Consider the following 15,756-nt stretch of genomic DNA (forward strand, 5'->3'; position numbering starts at 1 on the left):
TATGCGAGGCGCATCGTTAAACCGTAGCCGTTAACGCCGGCAATTTCATCCCGGTGGTGAGAGCGGATAACCCGGCTTTCCCCAGCCCGGCATGACAGTGCGCAGACCGTTATAGGGTGGGTCAAGACCCACCATCCAAAGCCACAACTTGAGCCAGCCGCGCTTTGCGATGCCGCTTTGATGGGTGGGTCGAGACCCACCAGTCAAAGCCGCAACGTGAGACAGCCGCGCTTTGCGATGCCACTTTGATGGGTGGGTCCAGACCCACCCTATGCAAAGCGCATCGTTAAACCGTAGCCGTTGAAGCCAGCCATTTGATGCGCAGCGAGGAAGCCGGAGGACCCGGCTTTCCCCCGCCCGGCATAACAGTGCGCAGCCGTAGGGTGCGTTACCCCCGCACGGGGGCAACGCACATTTCGGTTATGCCATGGACGCCGGATGGCCCCTATGGGGCCGGGGCCGTGGGCCCCACATTGTGCGTTGCCCCCTTTGGGGGTAACGCACCCTACTGCGGTTTTACAGGCCGGTGAGGACACGTTCCAGCGCGGGCAGATCGTAGGGTTTGCGCAGCAGCGATACGTCTTGCAGCGGCGTATCCATATCGCGGCCCGAGGCGACCACCAGCGCCAGTTCGGGCAGGCGCGCGCGCGCGGCGGTGGCCAGCGCTTCGCCCGACATGCCGGGCAATCCCAGATCCGTAATCAGCACATCGGGCCGCGCCACATCCAGCAACTTCAAGGCCTGTTCGCCATCGACGGCCTGGATCACCTGATGCCCCAGCGCTTCGATCAGCTCGGCGGTGTTCTGGCGGATTTGCGCCTGGTCTTCCACCAGCAGCACCGTCAGTTTGCGAGCGGGCGTGCTGATCGGTTCCGCGCCCGCGGGCGGCGCCACCATCGGCTGACGCTGCTGCGCGCGGTTGGACAACACGTGGCGGATCTTGCGCGCCAGCGCCTCTTGCGTATACGGCTTGCCCAGCAGCTCCACACCCGCATCCAGCCGCCCGCCGTGCACGATGGCGTTTTCGGTGTAGCCCGAGGTAAACAGCACCGCCAGGTCCGGCATGCGGTCACGCGCTTTGCGTGCCAGATCGGGGCTGCGCAGCGGGCCAGGCATTACCACGTCGGTAAACAGCAAATCAATCGCCACCCCACTTTCGATAATGGCGAGCGCGCTGCTGGCATCGCTGGCCTTCAGTACGCGATAGCCCAGGTCGGTCAGCATCTCGACCACGGTGCCGCGCACGCCTTCGTCATCTTCCGCCACCAGAATGGTCTCGCTGCCGCCCACGGCCGGTTGCGACGGCGAGATGCGCGCGATGTCTTCCGCTTCGTGCGAGCGCGGCAAGTACAGCTTGACCGTAGTGCCATGGCCCGGCTCGCTATAAATCTTGACGTGCCCGCCCGATTGTTTGACGAAGCCATACACCATCGACAAACCCAGACCCGTGCCCTTGCCTTCCGGTTTGGTCGAGAAAAACGGCTCAAACGCCTGCGCCATCACTTCGGGCGTCATGCCACTGCCGGTATCGCTGACCGCAATCATCACGTACTGCCCCGGCGTCACGTCCGGGTATTGCCAGGCGTAGGCATCGTCCAGAAACGAGTTGCCCACTTCCAGCGTGAGCTTGCCGATGCCTTCCATGGCGTCGCGGGCGTTGATGCACAGGTTGAGCACCGCGTTTTCCACCTGCGCGGTATCGACAAAGGTGTTCCATAAACCGGCCGACACCGACATCTCGATTTCGATTTCTTCGCCCAGACTGCGGTGCAGCATGTCTTCCATATCCACGATATGGCGGCTGATTTTGACCACGCGCGGTTCCAGTGCCTGGCGTCGGCCAAACGCCAGCAAATAGCTGGCCAGCTTGGCGCCGCGGTTGACGCCGTTCAGTGCGTTTTCCACATGACGTTGTGCGCGCTCGTTGCCCACCACGATGCGCTTGAGCAATTGCAGATTGCCCGAAATCACTTGCAGCAGATTGTTGAAATCATGCGCCACGCCCCCGGTCAACTTGCCGATGGTTTCCATCTTTTGCGCTTGCTGCAGCGCCAGTTCGCTGCGTTTGACGGCGGCGGCGGCTTCGCGCTCGGCGGTGGCGTCACGGCCCACGGCGTAGACAAACTGACCATCAAAGGTGGCGCTCCATGCCACCACCGTATGGCCGCCATCGCGGCGCAAACACGCGTTGTCGATACGTAATTCGGCCCCGCCTTCGCGCAGCATCAGAATCTCGTTGCGGGCGGCGACGCGATCATCGGGGTGGATCAGATCCAGGTAGGGCTTACCAACGACCTCGTCTTCCTGCCACTGCAGCACACGGGTAAACGCCGGATTGGCGGCCACAATGCGCGCGTCCTTATCGGTGACCAACATGATGTCGGTAGACAAGCGCCACATGCGGTCGCGCTCGGCGGTGCGCTGGCTGACTTGTTGCTCCAGCGTGGCGTTCAACTCGCGCAACGAATGCTCGGCCAGCACGCGATCCGTCACGTCCGAACCCTGCACAAAGATGCCCATCACCTGGCCGTCTTCATCAGTCAGCGGCTGGTACACAAAATCGAGATAACGGCTTTGCGCAGGCGTGCCGTCGCTGCCACCCATCTCGAACAGGCTGGACGTGCCGACAAAGCGCTCGCCGGTGGCAAACACGTTGTCCAGCAAGCGCACAAAGCCTTGCTCGTCGGCCTCCGGCAATGCTTGCGCCACCGTCTTGCCCAGCAGTTCACGATGGCCCGCCAGCGTTTGATAGGCTTCGTTGGCCAGCGCGTACACGTGTTCCGGGCCGGTCAGCAGCGCCATAAAGCCGGGCGCTTGTTCAAACATGGCGCGCAGACGGTCGCGCTCGCCGCTTAGCCAGCGTTCGGCGCGCACTTTGGCGGTGGTTTCCACCACGATGGCGATCACGCCGATCGGGCTGCCGTCTTCACCAATCACGGGCGAGTAATCCAGGTTCATCCACGCCGGCTCCAGCGAGCCGCGGCGGAACAAGGCCAGTTCCTGGTCTTCGTACTTAAGCGTGCCGCCCGCCAGGCCGACTTTCATCACGTTGTCGTTAAAGTCGGCCACTTCGGGCCAGCCTTCGCGCACGCGCGAACCCAGCAACTGCGGATGGCGCCCACCCGCAAAAATCGAGTACGCATCGTTGTAAATCATAATGCCCACCTCGCCCCATAGCGTAACGATGGGCACGGGCGAGCGCAGGATCAGCGCAATGGTGGTTTTAAGGCTTTGCGGCCAGCCTTCGATTGCGCCCAGCGGCGTGGTGGTCCAGTCGTAATTGGCGATGATGTGGCCCAGTTCGCCACCGCCTTCCAGAAATGCCAGAGCGCCATGCTTCATATCAGATCAAGCCCAAGGTTTGCCGCCGTTGCGGAGCGCGCAAGATCGCGCGCCGCGATCTTATCCAGGCGGCCGTGTCAGCCACTATCTGACAAGGGCGTGTTTTGAGGTAGGAAAACGCCTACAGCACGCGCCATTCGTCCGCCAGTCCGTAATGCGTTGACCGCACGCGCAGGGATTCATAGTGTGAAACCGCTTTCAAGCACGGACAGTTGCCGCCAGCAGGTGGGACGGGCCAGATCGAGCCGACCCACTTGCCGTGCACCGCGCCGGGGCGGTGGGTGCGTGCGCTGCAAAGCGCGCAGCCACCCGCGCTGTCATGCCAAAGCGCTTTCACTCGACCAGATACGGCGCAGCAGACGCCACGGCCGACGCAAACTCAAAACCTGTCTGAGGAGACAACCCCGTGAACCAACCCTCTCATCGCCCGTTGCGGCGCTGTGCTGCGCTGCTGCTGTCGCTAGCGGGCGCGCTGCCCGTGTCCGCCGTGACCCCGCTGGCCGTTAGCGCCGCGATGCTGGCCACCGCACCCGCCTACGCCGCCACTACCAGCGGCTACACCCAGCAAGCCAATGGCGTGGTGCAGTTTTACGTGAATGGCGCGACATGGGCCGATCTGCACTACACCGTTAACGGCGGCGGCCAGCTGAATGTGCGCATGACGCTAAGCGGCAGCAACAACAGCTACAGCGTGACCGGCGTGCCGGCAGGCGCCACCGTCCGCTATTTCTTCACCATCGGCCAGACCACGGGCGCCACCGACACGGCGTGGACGCAGTTTGTCTACACCGGCAGCGCCACGCCCACACCGGCGCCGACCCCCGCCCCGACCCCCGCGCCTACGCCCGCACCCACGCCTGCCGCCAGCAAAAGCGTCAAGCGCGGCCTGGCGTATGACCTGGCCAATACCGCCGATATCAGCGTGATCAGCAAAGGCGTGAGCTGGTGGTACAACTGGGGCGATCGTCCCAACAGCGCCATCCCCAGCGATTACGTGTCGCGCTACGGCATGGATTACATCCCGATGCTGTGGAACGGCAATTTCAATGACGCCAATGAAATCACCTGGCTGAAGGCCAATCCGTCGATCAAGTATCTGTTGGTAATGAACGAACCCAACCTCACCGATCAGGCCAATTACACGCCGGCACAAGCCGCCGCCATCTGGCCGCGTTATGAGGCAATTGCCGCGGCAACAGGCGTCAAGCTGGTGGGCCCGGCGATTACCTGGGGCACGATGGCCGGTTACAACGATCCGGTGGTGTGGCTGGACGCGTTCTACACGGCCTATCGCAACGCCAATGGCGGGCGTGATCCGCGCATCGATTACCTGGCGTTCCACTGGTATGACTACGGCCTGGGCGCGCAGCTGGATCGGCTGACCAAATATGGCAAGCCGTTCTGGGTTACCGAGATGGCTAACTGGCATAACGGCGATGGCAGCGCGCAGATCGACACGTCGGCCAAGCAGCAGGCGCAGCTCAAAGACATGGTCAACACCTGCGAAACCCGCAGCGATGTGTTCCGCTATGCGTGGTTTACCGGCCGTATCAATCCGGACCCGCATTTTGATTCGCTGCTGGGTGGCACCGGCGCACTTACCGATGTGGGCAACGCCTATGTGACGCAGCCGCATCAGTAAGCGGCCTGGGGCGGGTGCGGCGGCGCGTGTCGTCGTACAATCGCCGTTTTGCTCCCGCCCCTCTCCCTTCAAGGAATGCGTTATGCAGTATTACTTTGTTCGCGTTGAGCTTCATGAGAGCCACAGCGCCCGCTTTGCCGACCTGCATCAAAAAATGGAAGCCGTCGGTTTTATGGGTGGCATTGCTGGCAATGACGGCAATTTTTATCGCTTGCCCAGCGGCATGTATTGCACGCGCTCCGACCTGAGTGTCAACGACGTCAAGGAAGTGGCGCGCCATGTCGCCAGCGAATTCGGCCCCAACTGGGTGTTTGTGATGCAGGCCGGCGACTGGTCGGGCTATCTGGACCAGATCATCCCCAAGCCCAACGCCTGATCGGTGCCCACACGGGCGCGTCGGTCAGCCATCTACCGGGTTGGCCGGCGTATCCAGCAGCAGTTGATAAAAGCCCAGGTCCAGCCAGCGACCAAACTTGAATGCCGCATGTTTGATGGTGCCGGCATGTTCAAACCCCAGCTTTTCATGCAGCGCGATGCTGGTGGCGTTGGCCACATCAATGCCGCCCACCACGCAATGCATATTGTTGTCGCGCGCGGCCGCCACGATCGCCTGTAACAACTGTTTGCCCAAGCCATTGCCGCGTTGATCCTGGCGGATATACACCGAATGTTCGACCGTATATTTGTTGGCCGGAAACGCGCGGAAACTGCCGTAGCTGGCAAAACCCACCAGTTCGCCCGCGTCGTTTTCCAGACCGATCACCGGATAGCCATTGCTGCGCTTGGTGGCAAACCACGTGGCCATCGTTTCCATAGTGCGCGGCTTGTATTCATACAGCGCGGTGGAATTGAGGATGGCGTCGTTGAAGATGGCCAGAATCTGGCTGGCGTGCCGCTCTTCGGTACAAGCCACAAAATGCATGTTCGCTCCGGGTTTCATACAGTGGAATTTGTGGCTACTATAGTGGATAACATTGCCACTGGGTAGACCGGATGTCTATTGACGCCATCATCGCCGCACGGGTTTTACATTTGCGCCATCAACGCGGGCTGAGCCTGGCCGAACTGGCCGAGCGCGCCGACGTCAGCAAATCCATGATCTCGAAAGTGGAACGCGGCGAAAGCAGCCCCACCGCTGCGGTGCTGGGGCGATTGGCGGCGGGCCTGGGCGTGCCCTTGTCGCAACTGATCGGCGATGAGATGGAGCCGCCGCAACGGCTCACGGCCCGTGCGCGGCAAGACGTATGGCAAGACCCGGCCACCGGCTACATCCGCCGCCAGGTTAGCCCGGCGCGTGACGGCGTGGAGTTGGTGGAGGTCGAATTACCGGCCGGCGCGCAGATCAGCTATCCGCGCTGGAACACCGCGCCGTATCGCCAGTATCTGTGGCTGGTCAGCGGCGCGTTGCGGGTGGAATACGGCGATGAGCACTTCGAGCTGAATGCGGGCGACTGCCTTGATTTTGGCGTGGACCGCAATGTGATGTTCGCGGCCCGCGACGGCTGCCGCTATCTGCTGGTGATGAATGTTTGAAAGCGCATAGGGTGGGTCAAGACCCACCACCCAATGCCAACGAGACGAGCGCAACCGTATGCATTTTTCTCTTCGGCTTTGAATGGCGGGTCTTGACCCACCACCCAATGCCAATGCGATGAGAGCGCATATAGTTGCGCTTTTCTCTTTGGCTTTGAATGGTGGGTCTTGACCCACCCTATGCACCGTTCTGCTTTAGCGGTATGCCAGCACACCGCCTTGGGCGGGCACGGTGGCGTCGCCGATGACCACGGATTTGCCCGTCGGGATCGGCGCGGAATACGCCGCATCGCTGTAGTTGAAAACAAACGTCGCATCGCCCAGACGCCGGGTGCGCACGCCATCCGGCAAGCGTTGCGGTTGCAGTCCGGCCTCACGCGTCAGTTGCTCCAGCCACGCCAGTTGCAACGCCGGTTCCAGCCACGCGGCGGCATACGTCACGTTGTCCTTGGCCACCAGCACCGGCCAGCCATCTTCGCATTCGGCCAGCACCTGCGCGCCCTCGCCTGCGGCCACATGGTCGCGCCAATGGATGACGCTGCCGCTCTCGCCCGCCAGCGTCAGCGCCGGTTTCAGCGTCGGGCGTAGCGATTCCACTTCCAGCACGCGAATCGGTAGCAGCGCCTGCAATTTGCCCGGCGGCAGTTCGTGCGGGATGGTGAAGTTAACGCTGCGCGAACCGGTGCGCGGACCAAATACCCAGCGCGCGCGGCTAGTGCGCACGCGCTCCACCAGCGCGTCATCCACCACCGCCAGACTCGGCACCACCACCAATGCGTAGGCGCTGAAATCAGCATCGCGCGGCAGGATGTCGATATCAAAACCCAGCTGCCGCAACGCGGTGTAATAACTCAGCATCAGCATGTTGTAGTCAAACGAAGCGCCGTGGCGTTGCAGGTCATACATCCACAGCGTTTCATAATCGAACACCATGGCCACCTGGCCGACACCCGCTTTGGCTTTTTCAAACGTGCGCAATTCCTTGCCCACTTGCACGGCCTCAAAGCCGCCTGGCGAATAACCGTCGCCCGGCAGATTCAGCCCGGAATGCAGTTGTTCTTGCGCAAACGGGGCCTGGCGCCAGCGGAACCAGCTGATCACTTCCGCGCCATGCGCCAGCGTTTCCCAAGCCCACAAACGCACCATGCCCGCGGCGGGCGTCGGGTTAAACGGCGCCCAGTTGACCGGGCCGGCCTGCTGTTCCATCACCCAGAAGCGCCCGTTGCCCACGCCGCGATACAGATCATGGCTAAACGCCGACACGTCGGGATGACCCGTGCGCGCATAGCGGACCTTGTCGCTTTCCGGAAAAGGCGTCACTTCGGTGCGCGCCAGCGGGTAGCTATCCCACGCTGCCAGGTCGATACCATGCTCGGCAAATTTGTAATGATCAAACGCGCCAAACAGCCCCATAAAGTTATGGAATACATCGCGGCCCGGTGCGTACTGGCGCAGCAGATCGGCTTGTTCCTGATGAAAGCTGATGACCTCGTCCGACAAATAGCGGCGGAAATCCAGCAGATGGCTCGGGTTGGCGTCGGTCGGCGTCTGGATCGGAAAATCAATATCGCGGAAAGCCGGATAGCGCTGGCTCCAGAACACATTGCCCCACGCCTCGTTTAACGCCTCGACCGTGCCGTAGCGCTGTTCCAGCCACGCCTGAAAATGAGCGCGCATGCTGGGCGAATAGCTGGGCACCGTGTCATGGCAAGCCAGTTCGTTATCGGTTTGCCACGCAATCACGGCCGGATGCTGGCCATAGCGTTGCGCCATGGCGCTGGTGATGCGGCGGCATTCGCGGCGGTAATCCGGGCTGCTGATGTCGTAATGGCGGCGCGAACCAAAGCGCCACGGTTTGCCATCGGCGCGGATCGGCATGATCTGCGGCATGGCGGCGCACAGCCATTGCGGTGGCGCGGCGGTGGGCGTGCCCAGGATGATTTTCAGGCCCGCGTCGGCCAGCGTGGCGATGGCGTCATCCAGCCACTTCCAGTCGTATTTGCCTTGTTGCGGTTCCATATTGGCCCAGGCAAATTCGGCGATACGGACGTGGCTGATGCCCAGTTCGGCCATACGGCGTGCGTCGGAAGCCCATTGCGATTGGGGCCATTGTTCGGGGTAGTAGCAAACACCTGCGTACATGGGTGCAAATCTCGCTCAAGTTGAAATCGTTAATGCGTGGGGTTCGGGCTAGCCATTACTGCGCAGAAAATTCGACGTCATCGACGTTGCCCCAATTGCCAGGCGTGGCGTCGATGGCGATGCCGACGGTGCAATGCTCGCCACTGACCTTGATGTTGCTGATGGCAAAGGCATGCCATTGCTGCCAGCCGTTGTTCTTCATCTCGGCGCTGCGGTCATCGCCGCAATCACGCGTAAACAGACGCAGCGATTTCTCACCGCCGCCCCCGGCGGACCAGGCTTTGAACTGATACACACCGGGCTTCAGGCCGCTGAAGGTATGCGTCACTTCCGCTTTAAACGCGCCGGACGACCAGTAATGCAGCGACTGCTGCCCACCGTGCGCATTGCCGGGATTGCGTTCGTTGCTGAACACGCCAGCGGGGCCGCTGAGCTTCCAGTCGTCCAGCGTGCCGCCTTCAAAACCGCTATCGACAAACAGATTGCGGCGCTGCGACACCGTGACTTGCGCGCTAATGTCCTCGCCGCTGGCGTCGCCCTTCAGCACAAAGTGGCCGGGCTGTTGCGTCTTGCTGGCGGGCACGTCATCCCACGAGATCACCACCGGGCGCTCGGCATCGTCATCAAACGGCAGACGCAGCGTGGTGGGCGGCGCAAACGCTTCGCCGACAAAAGCGCTCAATGCAATCGGGCCTGCGATCTGCAATTTGGGTGCCCAGTCGCTCTTCTCGCGCACACGGCGGAATACCGCCTGCGAGGCCAGTGCACGGCCAGCGAAATCGAACAGCGTCTGGTTGTCCCAGGCATTGCCCTCGCCCGTGCGCCAACCGACGTTGGGCAGCCAAGCCGGTTCCCAATAAAACAGGCCCAGGCCGCGCTTGGCCGGCACGTGCGCCACGCCGTCGATGGTGTCGCGCAACAAGCTGGCCTGGCCTTGTACCGTGGCCTGATAGCCGATCACCTTTTGCGAATCGGCGTTAAACAAATCGGGCCAGTTGTCGCCGTTTTTCAGCGTCCACGCATACGACACCTCCAGCACGGCCACCGGCTTGGCGTAGTGGAAGGCCAAGTCGTCCATATTGCGGCGCAGGTCCTCCACGCCGCCGTGCAGATAGGGGTAGTACGACAAGCCGATGATGTCGAAATCGAGTTTGGCGGCGGTCAGCACATCAAACACGCGGCGATACAGCGCGTTGTCGTTGCCGTTGGCCAAATGGATGGCGATGCGGGTGTGGCGTTTGCCGTGTTGCGCGTCGTCGGCACGCACCGCCGCGATGCCCTGGCGCAGCAGCGCGACAAAGCCGTCGTTACCGCCAACCACTTCATTCGGACCGGATTGCCAGGTTTTGCCATCGGGCCACAACATGCCGCCATTCAGCTCGTTGCCGATCTGGATCATGTCCGGCGCGACGCCTGCGGCATCCAGTTGCTTCAGCACATCAGCGGTGTAATCAAACACCGCTTTTTGCAGCGCCGCGCCGTGCAGGTCTTGCCAGGCGGCGGGTTTGTTTTGCGTCTGTGGGTCGGCCCAGAAATCGCTGTAATGAATATCCAGCAGATATTTCAGCCCGGCCGCTTTGGCGCGTTTGGCCAGCTGGATGGTGGTAGCTAGATCGTTGCTGCCGCCACCGACCGGATCGCCTTTGTGCGAGATGGTTTTGCCACCCTCCACCACATCGGCCGCATTCACCGGCGTGTGCCACAAGCGCAGCCGCAGCCAGTTCACGCCATTGGCTTTGAGGATGGCGATGGCGTCTTGTGGCTGCCCCGCCAGGTTATAGAACTTGCCACCCGCTTGCTCGACCGCAGCCAGCGTGGAGACGTCCGCGCCCATGATGAAATCGGCCGGTAGATTGGGCACGGTTTGCACTTTGATGGCATCGGCCGTTGCCGGAGCGGCCAACGCAGGCGTGAGCAGCCCCGCACTGGCCAGGGCCAGCGTTAAAAAAAGCGTACGCATGAAGGTTTCCTCGAAGGGCGCGCGGTCAGCTGACCTCGCGCCAGGAAAGAGAAGGCAACTAGCCCTTGACCGAGCCCGCCGTCAGGCCCGACACCAGCCAGCGCTGCGTGATCATGAAGATCAGCGTCAGCGGTATCCCGGCCAGAATCGCGGTGGCGGCAAAATCGCCCCACAAATAGCGCTGGTTAAACAGGAACAAGCGCGAGCCGATGGCCAGCGTCAGTTTCTGTTCGTCGTGCAGCAAGACCGAAGCCACCGGGTATTCGATCATGCCGCCGAGGAAGGCCAGCACAAACACCACCACCAGAATCGGTAAGGCCATCGGCAACAGCACATACACAAAGGCCTGGAATGGCGTCGCGCCATCGACGCGCGCGGCTTCTTCCAGCTCGTACGGCACCGAATCAAAGTAACCCTTGATCAGCCAGATGTGCTGCGCCACGCCGCCGGTATAGGCCAGCGCCAGACTCCAGTGGCTATCCACGCCCAGCCACGGCACGTAATCGCCAATGCGATCAAACAGCGCATAGATGGCCACCAGCGCCAGCACAGACGGAAACATCTGCAGCAACAACAAGCCATTCAGCAACGTGCCTTTGCCACGGAAACGCATGCGGGCGAAGGCATACGCGCTGGTAATCGACAGCACCAGCGACACCGTGGCGCTGATCAACGACACCTTGATCGAGTTCCAGATCCACAGCAGCACCGGAAACGGCGGATGCACCATATTGCCGTCGGTGTCGGCGTACGACATGCCCAACGCCAGCTTCCAGTGTTCCAGGCTGAACGAATGCGGAATCAGCGAGCCGCCGGCAAAGTTACCCGGCCGCAACGAGATCGAGATGATCATCAAAAACGGAAACAGGGTCAGACCGATAAAAATGATCAGCCCGATATGCGCCGCCAGCACCCGCCAGCGGCTCGATTTTTTAAGAACTACAGGCATGATTTCTCCTGGCGCATCATGACGCGCGATTAACCTTGAACAGACGCAGATTGACCACCGCCAGCGTCGCCACAATCAGGAACACGATCGACGAGATGGCCGAGGCCAGCGCGTAGTTTTGCCCCGAATCCTGGAACGCGATGCGATAGGTGTACGACACCAGCAAATCGGTGGCGCCTGCCGGCACTTGCGTATCGAGGAAGTCCGGGCCGCCGCTGGTCAACAACGCAATCAGCGTCAGGTTGTTGAAGTTAAAGGCAAACGAGGCAATCAGCAGCGGTGCGATGGGGCGCAAGATCAGCGGCAAGGTAATGCTGAAAAAGTTGGTGATCGGGCCCGCGCCCGCCAGTGCCGAGGCTTCGTACAGCTCATCCGGGATGGCTTTGATCAGGCCCATGCACAGAATCATCATGTACGGATAACCCAGCCAGGTATTCACCAGCAACACCATGCTACGCGCTAGATTGGGGTCGCTGAACCACGCCGGCCGCGAGCCAAAGATCAGATTGATGGCCGCGTTGATCTCGCCCAGGTTTTCGTTAAACAAACCTTTGAACACCGGAATCGAAATAAACGCCGGCACCGCGTACGGCAAGAACAACATCATGCGATAGGCGCCGCGGAATTCCAGCGCTTCCCAGTTCAGCAACACCGCCAGCACGATCCCGATGGCAAACGTGGCCAGCGTGTTGAGCGAGGCAAACGCCACCGTCCAGGTAAAGATGCGCAAGAACGGCTGGTGGAAGGTTGGATCGGTAAACACGCGCCAGTAGTTCTGCCAACCCACGGTGGTACGGAAACCTGGCTCGATCGGCTTGCCGGCGGCGTCTTCAAAGAAGCCGGTATGCACATTGGGCTTGAGCACATGGCCATCATCAGTGCCCACCAGCGAGCCATCTTTTTGCAGTTTGAAAGCGGGTTTGCTTTGGGCAAAACGCCGCAGACTGCTCTGGCGCAATTCGGTGCCATCCGGCAATACCGCGGCAATCTGCTTCAGGCTGGGTTGCAGCTTGAACATGTCTTTCAGCAGCACGATCTGCCCACCCGTCACGCCCTCGGCGGTGGTGGTTTGCAGTTTGACGTGTTGCTCGTCGTGGCCGCTGGGGAAGGCAAACGGCTCGGACGTATACGACGGCGCGCCTTCATCATCGCTACTGAAAAACAGCTGATATTTGTCGCCAACGCGAAACAGCTTGAGGTTCATGCTGGCGTCGCCGGCAATCTTCTTTTGCAGCAGCACATCGGTGGCGCGTTCACGCGACAGCAAATGCTGCGAGCTGTAATTGGTAAAGCTGATGCCCAGCGTATAGGCCATCGGAAACACGATAAACACAATCACGGCCAGCACGCCGGGCACCACATAGCGGTAGGCATATGCGCGCGCCGAGGTGTAGATCCAGACCGCAATGCCCAGCACAACGATCATGCCGCCAGCAAACACCGGCTGATGCGCCTTGTAGAACACCGGCACCAACGCCAGCCCGGCCAGCAAGGCCAGAACACCCACCGCCGCAATGGCGTAGTGAAGAAGAGAACGACGTTTCATTAAAACCTCAAAAGTCCGCGGAGACAGGCAGGTGTTCGGCAAAACAAATGCATAGGGTGGGTCATGACCCACCCACCAAAGTGGCGGACCACAAACATTGCCGCGTGAACCGGCTTTGGTGGATGGGTTTTGGCGTTCGTCTTAATCCACCACCCAAGTGTTAACCACATCCGTTGACGCACGCATCGACGGCTTTGGGTGGTGGGTCATGACCCACCCTATGAGCGGGCGGCGATCAGCTACCGCCCTTGATGCGTTTGGCGGCCTGGTCCAGCGCCACCGGCGCGGTCTGGCGACCTTGCGTCACGTTTTCGATCGCGGCTTTCATCGCGGTCCAGAAGCGTGGCATTTCCGGGGCGCTCGGCATTGGCGTACCGGCGCGCGCCGCGGCCATGGTGCCGGCAATCAGCGGGTCGTTTTTCAGCTCGTTATAAAACGCCTTGTTGGCCGGTACACCCAGCGGCACGGCGGCGTTCATGTCTTTCAGGCCTTCCATCGACAGCAGATAGTTTTCAAGGAATTCGGTTGCGATTTCCTTGTTCGGGCTGGCGGTCGCCACCATCGCGCCCAGCACGCCCACAAACGGCGCGCCCGGTTTGCCACCCACGCCCGGGATCTGCGCCACGCCGAAGTTGATCTTGCTCTTCTTCAGGTTGTTCCACGCCCACGGGCCGTTGATCATCATCGCGGTGCGGCCTTCGTTCATCGCGGCCTCCGCCTCGGCGTAAGTCGCGGTGCGCGGCATTGCACCGGCGGCGATCAGCTTCTGGATCATCTCCACGCCCTGCACCGCGCCTTTGGTGTTAACGCCGACATCGGACGAATCATACGAACCATCCGGCTTGCGCTTGAACGCATAACCGCCATTCGCGCCCAGCAACGCCCACGAGTAATACACCTCGGTAAAATTCCACATGATGGCGTGCTTGCCCTGGGCCGAGAACTTCTTGTCCAGCGTCAGCACTTCGTCAAAGCTCTTGGGCGGCGTGGGCACCATGTCTTTGTTGTACAGCAGCGCGACCGCTTCGATCGACAGCGGGTAGCCCCAGGTCTTGCCGCCGATGGTCCAGGCTTTCCACGCCAGCGGATCGATGCTGTCGACGATTTTCTTCGACGGTTGCACCGGTGCAATCAGGCCGCCTGCAATCCAGTTGCCAGCCGGGTCATGCGGCCAGATCCAGATGTCCGGGCCTTTGCCGGCCGCGGACGATTGTTCGAATTTCGAAATCGCGTCTTCCGGGTGTTCCACTTTGACCTCAACACCCGTTTCTTTGGTGAACTTCTCGGCGATTTTGGCGATGCCGTCATAGCCCTTGTCGCCGTTAATCCAGATCAGCAATTTGCCTGCTTCGGCAGCATGCGCTTGCAGGCTGAACATGCCCGCGGCCAGCAACACGCCCAGGCGCGTCATCCGGCTTGTCAGAGTCTTGTGGTTCATTTGTTATCGACCTCCGTCACATCAGCAAAATTTATCCCGGCCCGGTTTGCCGTCAAACCGTCCGCGATGCCGTCAAACTGCCAGCCTTTCCAAGGCGCGCCCATTGCTATCAAACAAATGCGCTTTGGCGGGTGGCGCATACAGCGCCAGCTGTTCACCCGTCTGCACCTGGCTGCTGGCAGACAGCCTGGCGATCAGTGGTGCGTGCGTGTCGCCGCGCAGATAGGCATAGGTGCTTTCACCCAGCCGCTCTACCCATTGCACTTCACGCGTAAAGACATGCGCCGCACCTGCGGTGCCGGCCTCGATATGTTCGGGGCGGATGCCAAACTGCACGCGATCGCCCACCTTCAGCGCATCCGGCGCCACCAGCGCAGTCAGCGCATGGCCATCGGTGGTGCGCACATCCACATGGTCCGGCGCAATCGCTGTTACCGTGGCCGCCAGAAAATTCATCTTGGGCGAACCGAGGAAGCCGGCCACAAACAGGCTGTTGGGGCGCTCGTACAGCTCGATGGGCGCGCCGATCTGCGCCACGCTGCCAAAAGTTTCCACTTCTGCGCCCGAGTGCAGCAGCACAATCTTGTCGGCCAGCGTCATCGCCTCGACCTGATCGTGCGTCACATAAATGGTGCTGGCGCGCGCGTATTCGCGGTGCAGTTTGGCGATCTCCACCCGCGTTTGCGTACGCAGCGCGGCATCGAGGTTGGAGAGCGGCTCATCAAACAAAAACACTTCGGGCTCACGCACCAGCGCGCGGCCAATCGCCACGCGTTGGCGCTGCCCGCCCGATAGCGCTTTGGGCTTGCGTTCCAGCAGGCGCTCAATCTGCAACATGCCGGCAATGCCGTTCACGCGTTTGCTGATTTCTTCTTTGGCCACACCGGCCAGGCGCAGGCCAAAACCCATGTTTTTGGCCACGCTTAAATGCGGATACAAGGCGTAGTTCTGGAACACCATCGCCACATCGCGCTCGGACGGTGCGAGGTCATTCACGCGCTTGCCGCCGATGCGCAGTTCACCGGTGGTAATGGTTTCCAGGCCGGCAATCATGCGCAGCAGGGTGGATTTGCCGCAGCCGCTGGGGCCGACAAACACGCAGAACTCGCCATCGGCGATTTCCAGCGAAACATTGTTGACGGTGTTGCTGACGTTATCGAACGACTTGCACACATTGATCAGGGAAACGCTGGCCACACGGCCT

Annotated in this window: 11 protein-coding genes; 3 read left to right on the top strand and 8 right to left on the bottom strand. The window is 61.2% G+C overall.

Annotation, left to right across the window (positions count from 1 at the left end):
• Window positions 1-516: 516 nt before the first annotated feature.
• The gene (locus WG78_RS16150) at window positions 517-3,342 is read right to left on the bottom strand and encodes a hybrid sensor histidine kinase/response regulator (RefSeq protein WP_053938876.1); all 2,826 of its coding nucleotides are present in this window, start codon (window positions 3,340-3,342) and stop codon (window positions 517-519) included.
• Between the two features lie 406 nt (window positions 3,343-3,748).
• On the opposite strand from WG78_RS16150, the gene WG78_RS16155 reads away from it, so the two are divergent.
• Window positions 3,749-4,984 carry a glycoside hydrolase family protein gene (locus WG78_RS16155; RefSeq protein WP_201782465.1) on the top strand — a complete coding sequence of 412 codons (1,236 nt, stop codon included), beginning with the start codon at window positions 3,749-3,751 and terminating at the stop codon, window positions 4,982-4,984.
• Between the two features lie 82 nt (window positions 4,985-5,066).
• A complete protein-coding gene (gene ghoS, locus WG78_RS16160) occupies window positions 5,067-5,360 on the top strand; it encodes a type V toxin-antitoxin system endoribonuclease antitoxin GhoS (protein ID WP_053938877.1) in 294 nt (97 codons plus the stop codon).
• 24 nt (window positions 5,361-5,384) lie between these two features.
• Here ghoS and WG78_RS16165 read toward each other — a convergent pair whose 3' ends face one another.
• The gene (locus tag WG78_RS16165; RefSeq protein ID WP_053938878.1) at window positions 5,385-5,906 is read right to left on the bottom strand and encodes a GNAT family N-acetyltransferase; all 522 of its coding nucleotides are present in this window, start codon (window positions 5,904-5,906) and stop codon (window positions 5,385-5,387) included.
• Window positions 5,907-5,977: 71 nt separating this feature from the next.
• On the opposite strand from WG78_RS16165, the gene WG78_RS16170 reads away from it, so the two are divergent.
• Window positions 5,978-6,517, top strand: coding sequence for a helix-turn-helix domain-containing protein (locus WG78_RS16170; RefSeq protein WP_053938879.1), 540 nt, complete (start codon window positions 5,978-5,980; stop codon window positions 6,515-6,517).
• A 195-nt stretch (window positions 6,518-6,712) separates the two neighbouring features.
• On the opposite strand, the gene WG78_RS16175 is transcribed toward WG78_RS16170, so the two are convergent.
• The 6 genes from WG78_RS16175 to WG78_RS16200 all read right to left on the bottom strand — a co-directional run bounded on the left by WG78_RS16175 (window position 6,713) and on the right by WG78_RS16200 (window position 15,749).
• Window positions 6,713-8,659 (bottom strand): beta-galactosidase, encoded by a 1,947-nt coding sequence (locus tag WG78_RS16175; protein ID WP_053938880.1) that lies wholly within the window; start codon window positions 8,657-8,659, stop codon window positions 6,713-6,715.
• A gap of 55 nt (window positions 8,660-8,714) precedes the next feature.
• Window positions 8,715-10,619 carry a glycosyl hydrolase 53 family protein gene (locus WG78_RS16180; protein ID WP_053938881.1) on the bottom strand — a complete coding sequence of 635 codons (1,905 nt, stop codon included), beginning with the start codon at window positions 10,617-10,619 and terminating at the stop codon, window positions 8,715-8,717.
• A gap of 58 nt (window positions 10,620-10,677) precedes the next feature.
• On the bottom strand, window positions 10,678-11,568 hold the full coding sequence (malG, locus tag WG78_RS16185; RefSeq protein ID WP_053938882.1) for a maltose ABC transporter permease MalG: 891 nt from the start codon (window positions 11,566-11,568) through the stop codon (window positions 10,678-10,680).
• Window positions 11,569-11,584: 16 nt separating this feature from the next.
• Window positions 11,585-13,114, bottom strand: a complete 1,530-nt coding sequence (malF, locus tag WG78_RS16190) for a maltose ABC transporter permease MalF (protein ID WP_053938883.1) — start codon at window positions 13,112-13,114, stop codon at window positions 11,585-11,587.
• Between the two features lie 235 nt (window positions 13,115-13,349).
• Window positions 13,350-14,552 carry a maltose/maltodextrin ABC transporter substrate-binding protein MalE gene (gene malE, locus WG78_RS16195; protein WP_053938884.1) on the bottom strand — a complete coding sequence of 401 codons (1,203 nt, stop codon included), beginning with the start codon at window positions 14,550-14,552 and terminating at the stop codon, window positions 13,350-13,352.
• Between the two features lie 72 nt (window positions 14,553-14,624).
• Window positions 14,625-15,749 carry an ABC transporter ATP-binding protein gene (locus WG78_RS16200; RefSeq protein ID WP_053938885.1) on the bottom strand — a complete coding sequence of 375 codons (1,125 nt, stop codon included), beginning with the start codon at window positions 15,747-15,749 and terminating at the stop codon, window positions 14,625-14,627.
• Window positions 15,750-15,756: the final 7 nt, after the last annotated feature.

The organism is Amantichitinum ursilacus (assembly GCF_001294205.1).
In the GTDB taxonomy this organism is placed as follows: Bacteria; Pseudomonadota; Gammaproteobacteria; order Burkholderiales; family Chitinibacteraceae; genus Amantichitinum; species Amantichitinum ursilacus.

Bases quoted from the DNA above. Each gene is read 5' to 3' on its own strand.
- malG (WP_053938882.1), bottom strand. From the start codon at position 11,568: ATGCCTGTAGTTCTTAAAAAATCGAGCCGCTGGCGGGTGCTGGCGGCG.
- WG78_RS16170 (WP_053938879.1), top strand. From the start codon at position 5,978: ATGTCTATTGACGCCATCATCGCCGCACGGGTTTTACATTTGCGCCAT.
- malE (WP_053938884.1), bottom strand. From the start codon at position 14,552: ATGAACCACAAGACTCTGACAAGCCGGATGACGCGCCTGGGCGTGTTG.
- malF (WP_053938883.1), bottom strand. From the start codon at position 13,114: ATGAAACGTCGTTCTCTTCTTCACTACGCCATTGCGGCGGTGGGTGTT.
- WG78_RS16175 (WP_053938880.1), bottom strand. From the start codon at position 8,659: ATGTACGCAGGTGTTTGCTACTACCCCGAACAATGGCCCCAATCGCAA.
- WG78_RS16180 (WP_053938881.1), bottom strand. From the start codon at position 10,619: ATGCGTACGCTTTTTTTAACGCTGGCCCTGGCCAGTGCGGGGCTGCTC.
- WG78_RS16165 (WP_053938878.1), bottom strand. From the start codon at position 5,906: ATGCATTTTGTGGCTTGTACCGAAGAGCGGCACGCCAGCCAGATTCTG.
- ghoS (WP_053938877.1), top strand. From the start codon at position 5,067: ATGCAGTATTACTTTGTTCGCGTTGAGCTTCATGAGAGCCACAGCGCC.
- WG78_RS16150 (WP_053938876.1), bottom strand. From the start codon at position 3,342: ATGAAGCATGGCGCTCTGGCATTTCTGGAAGGCGGTGGCGAACTGGGC.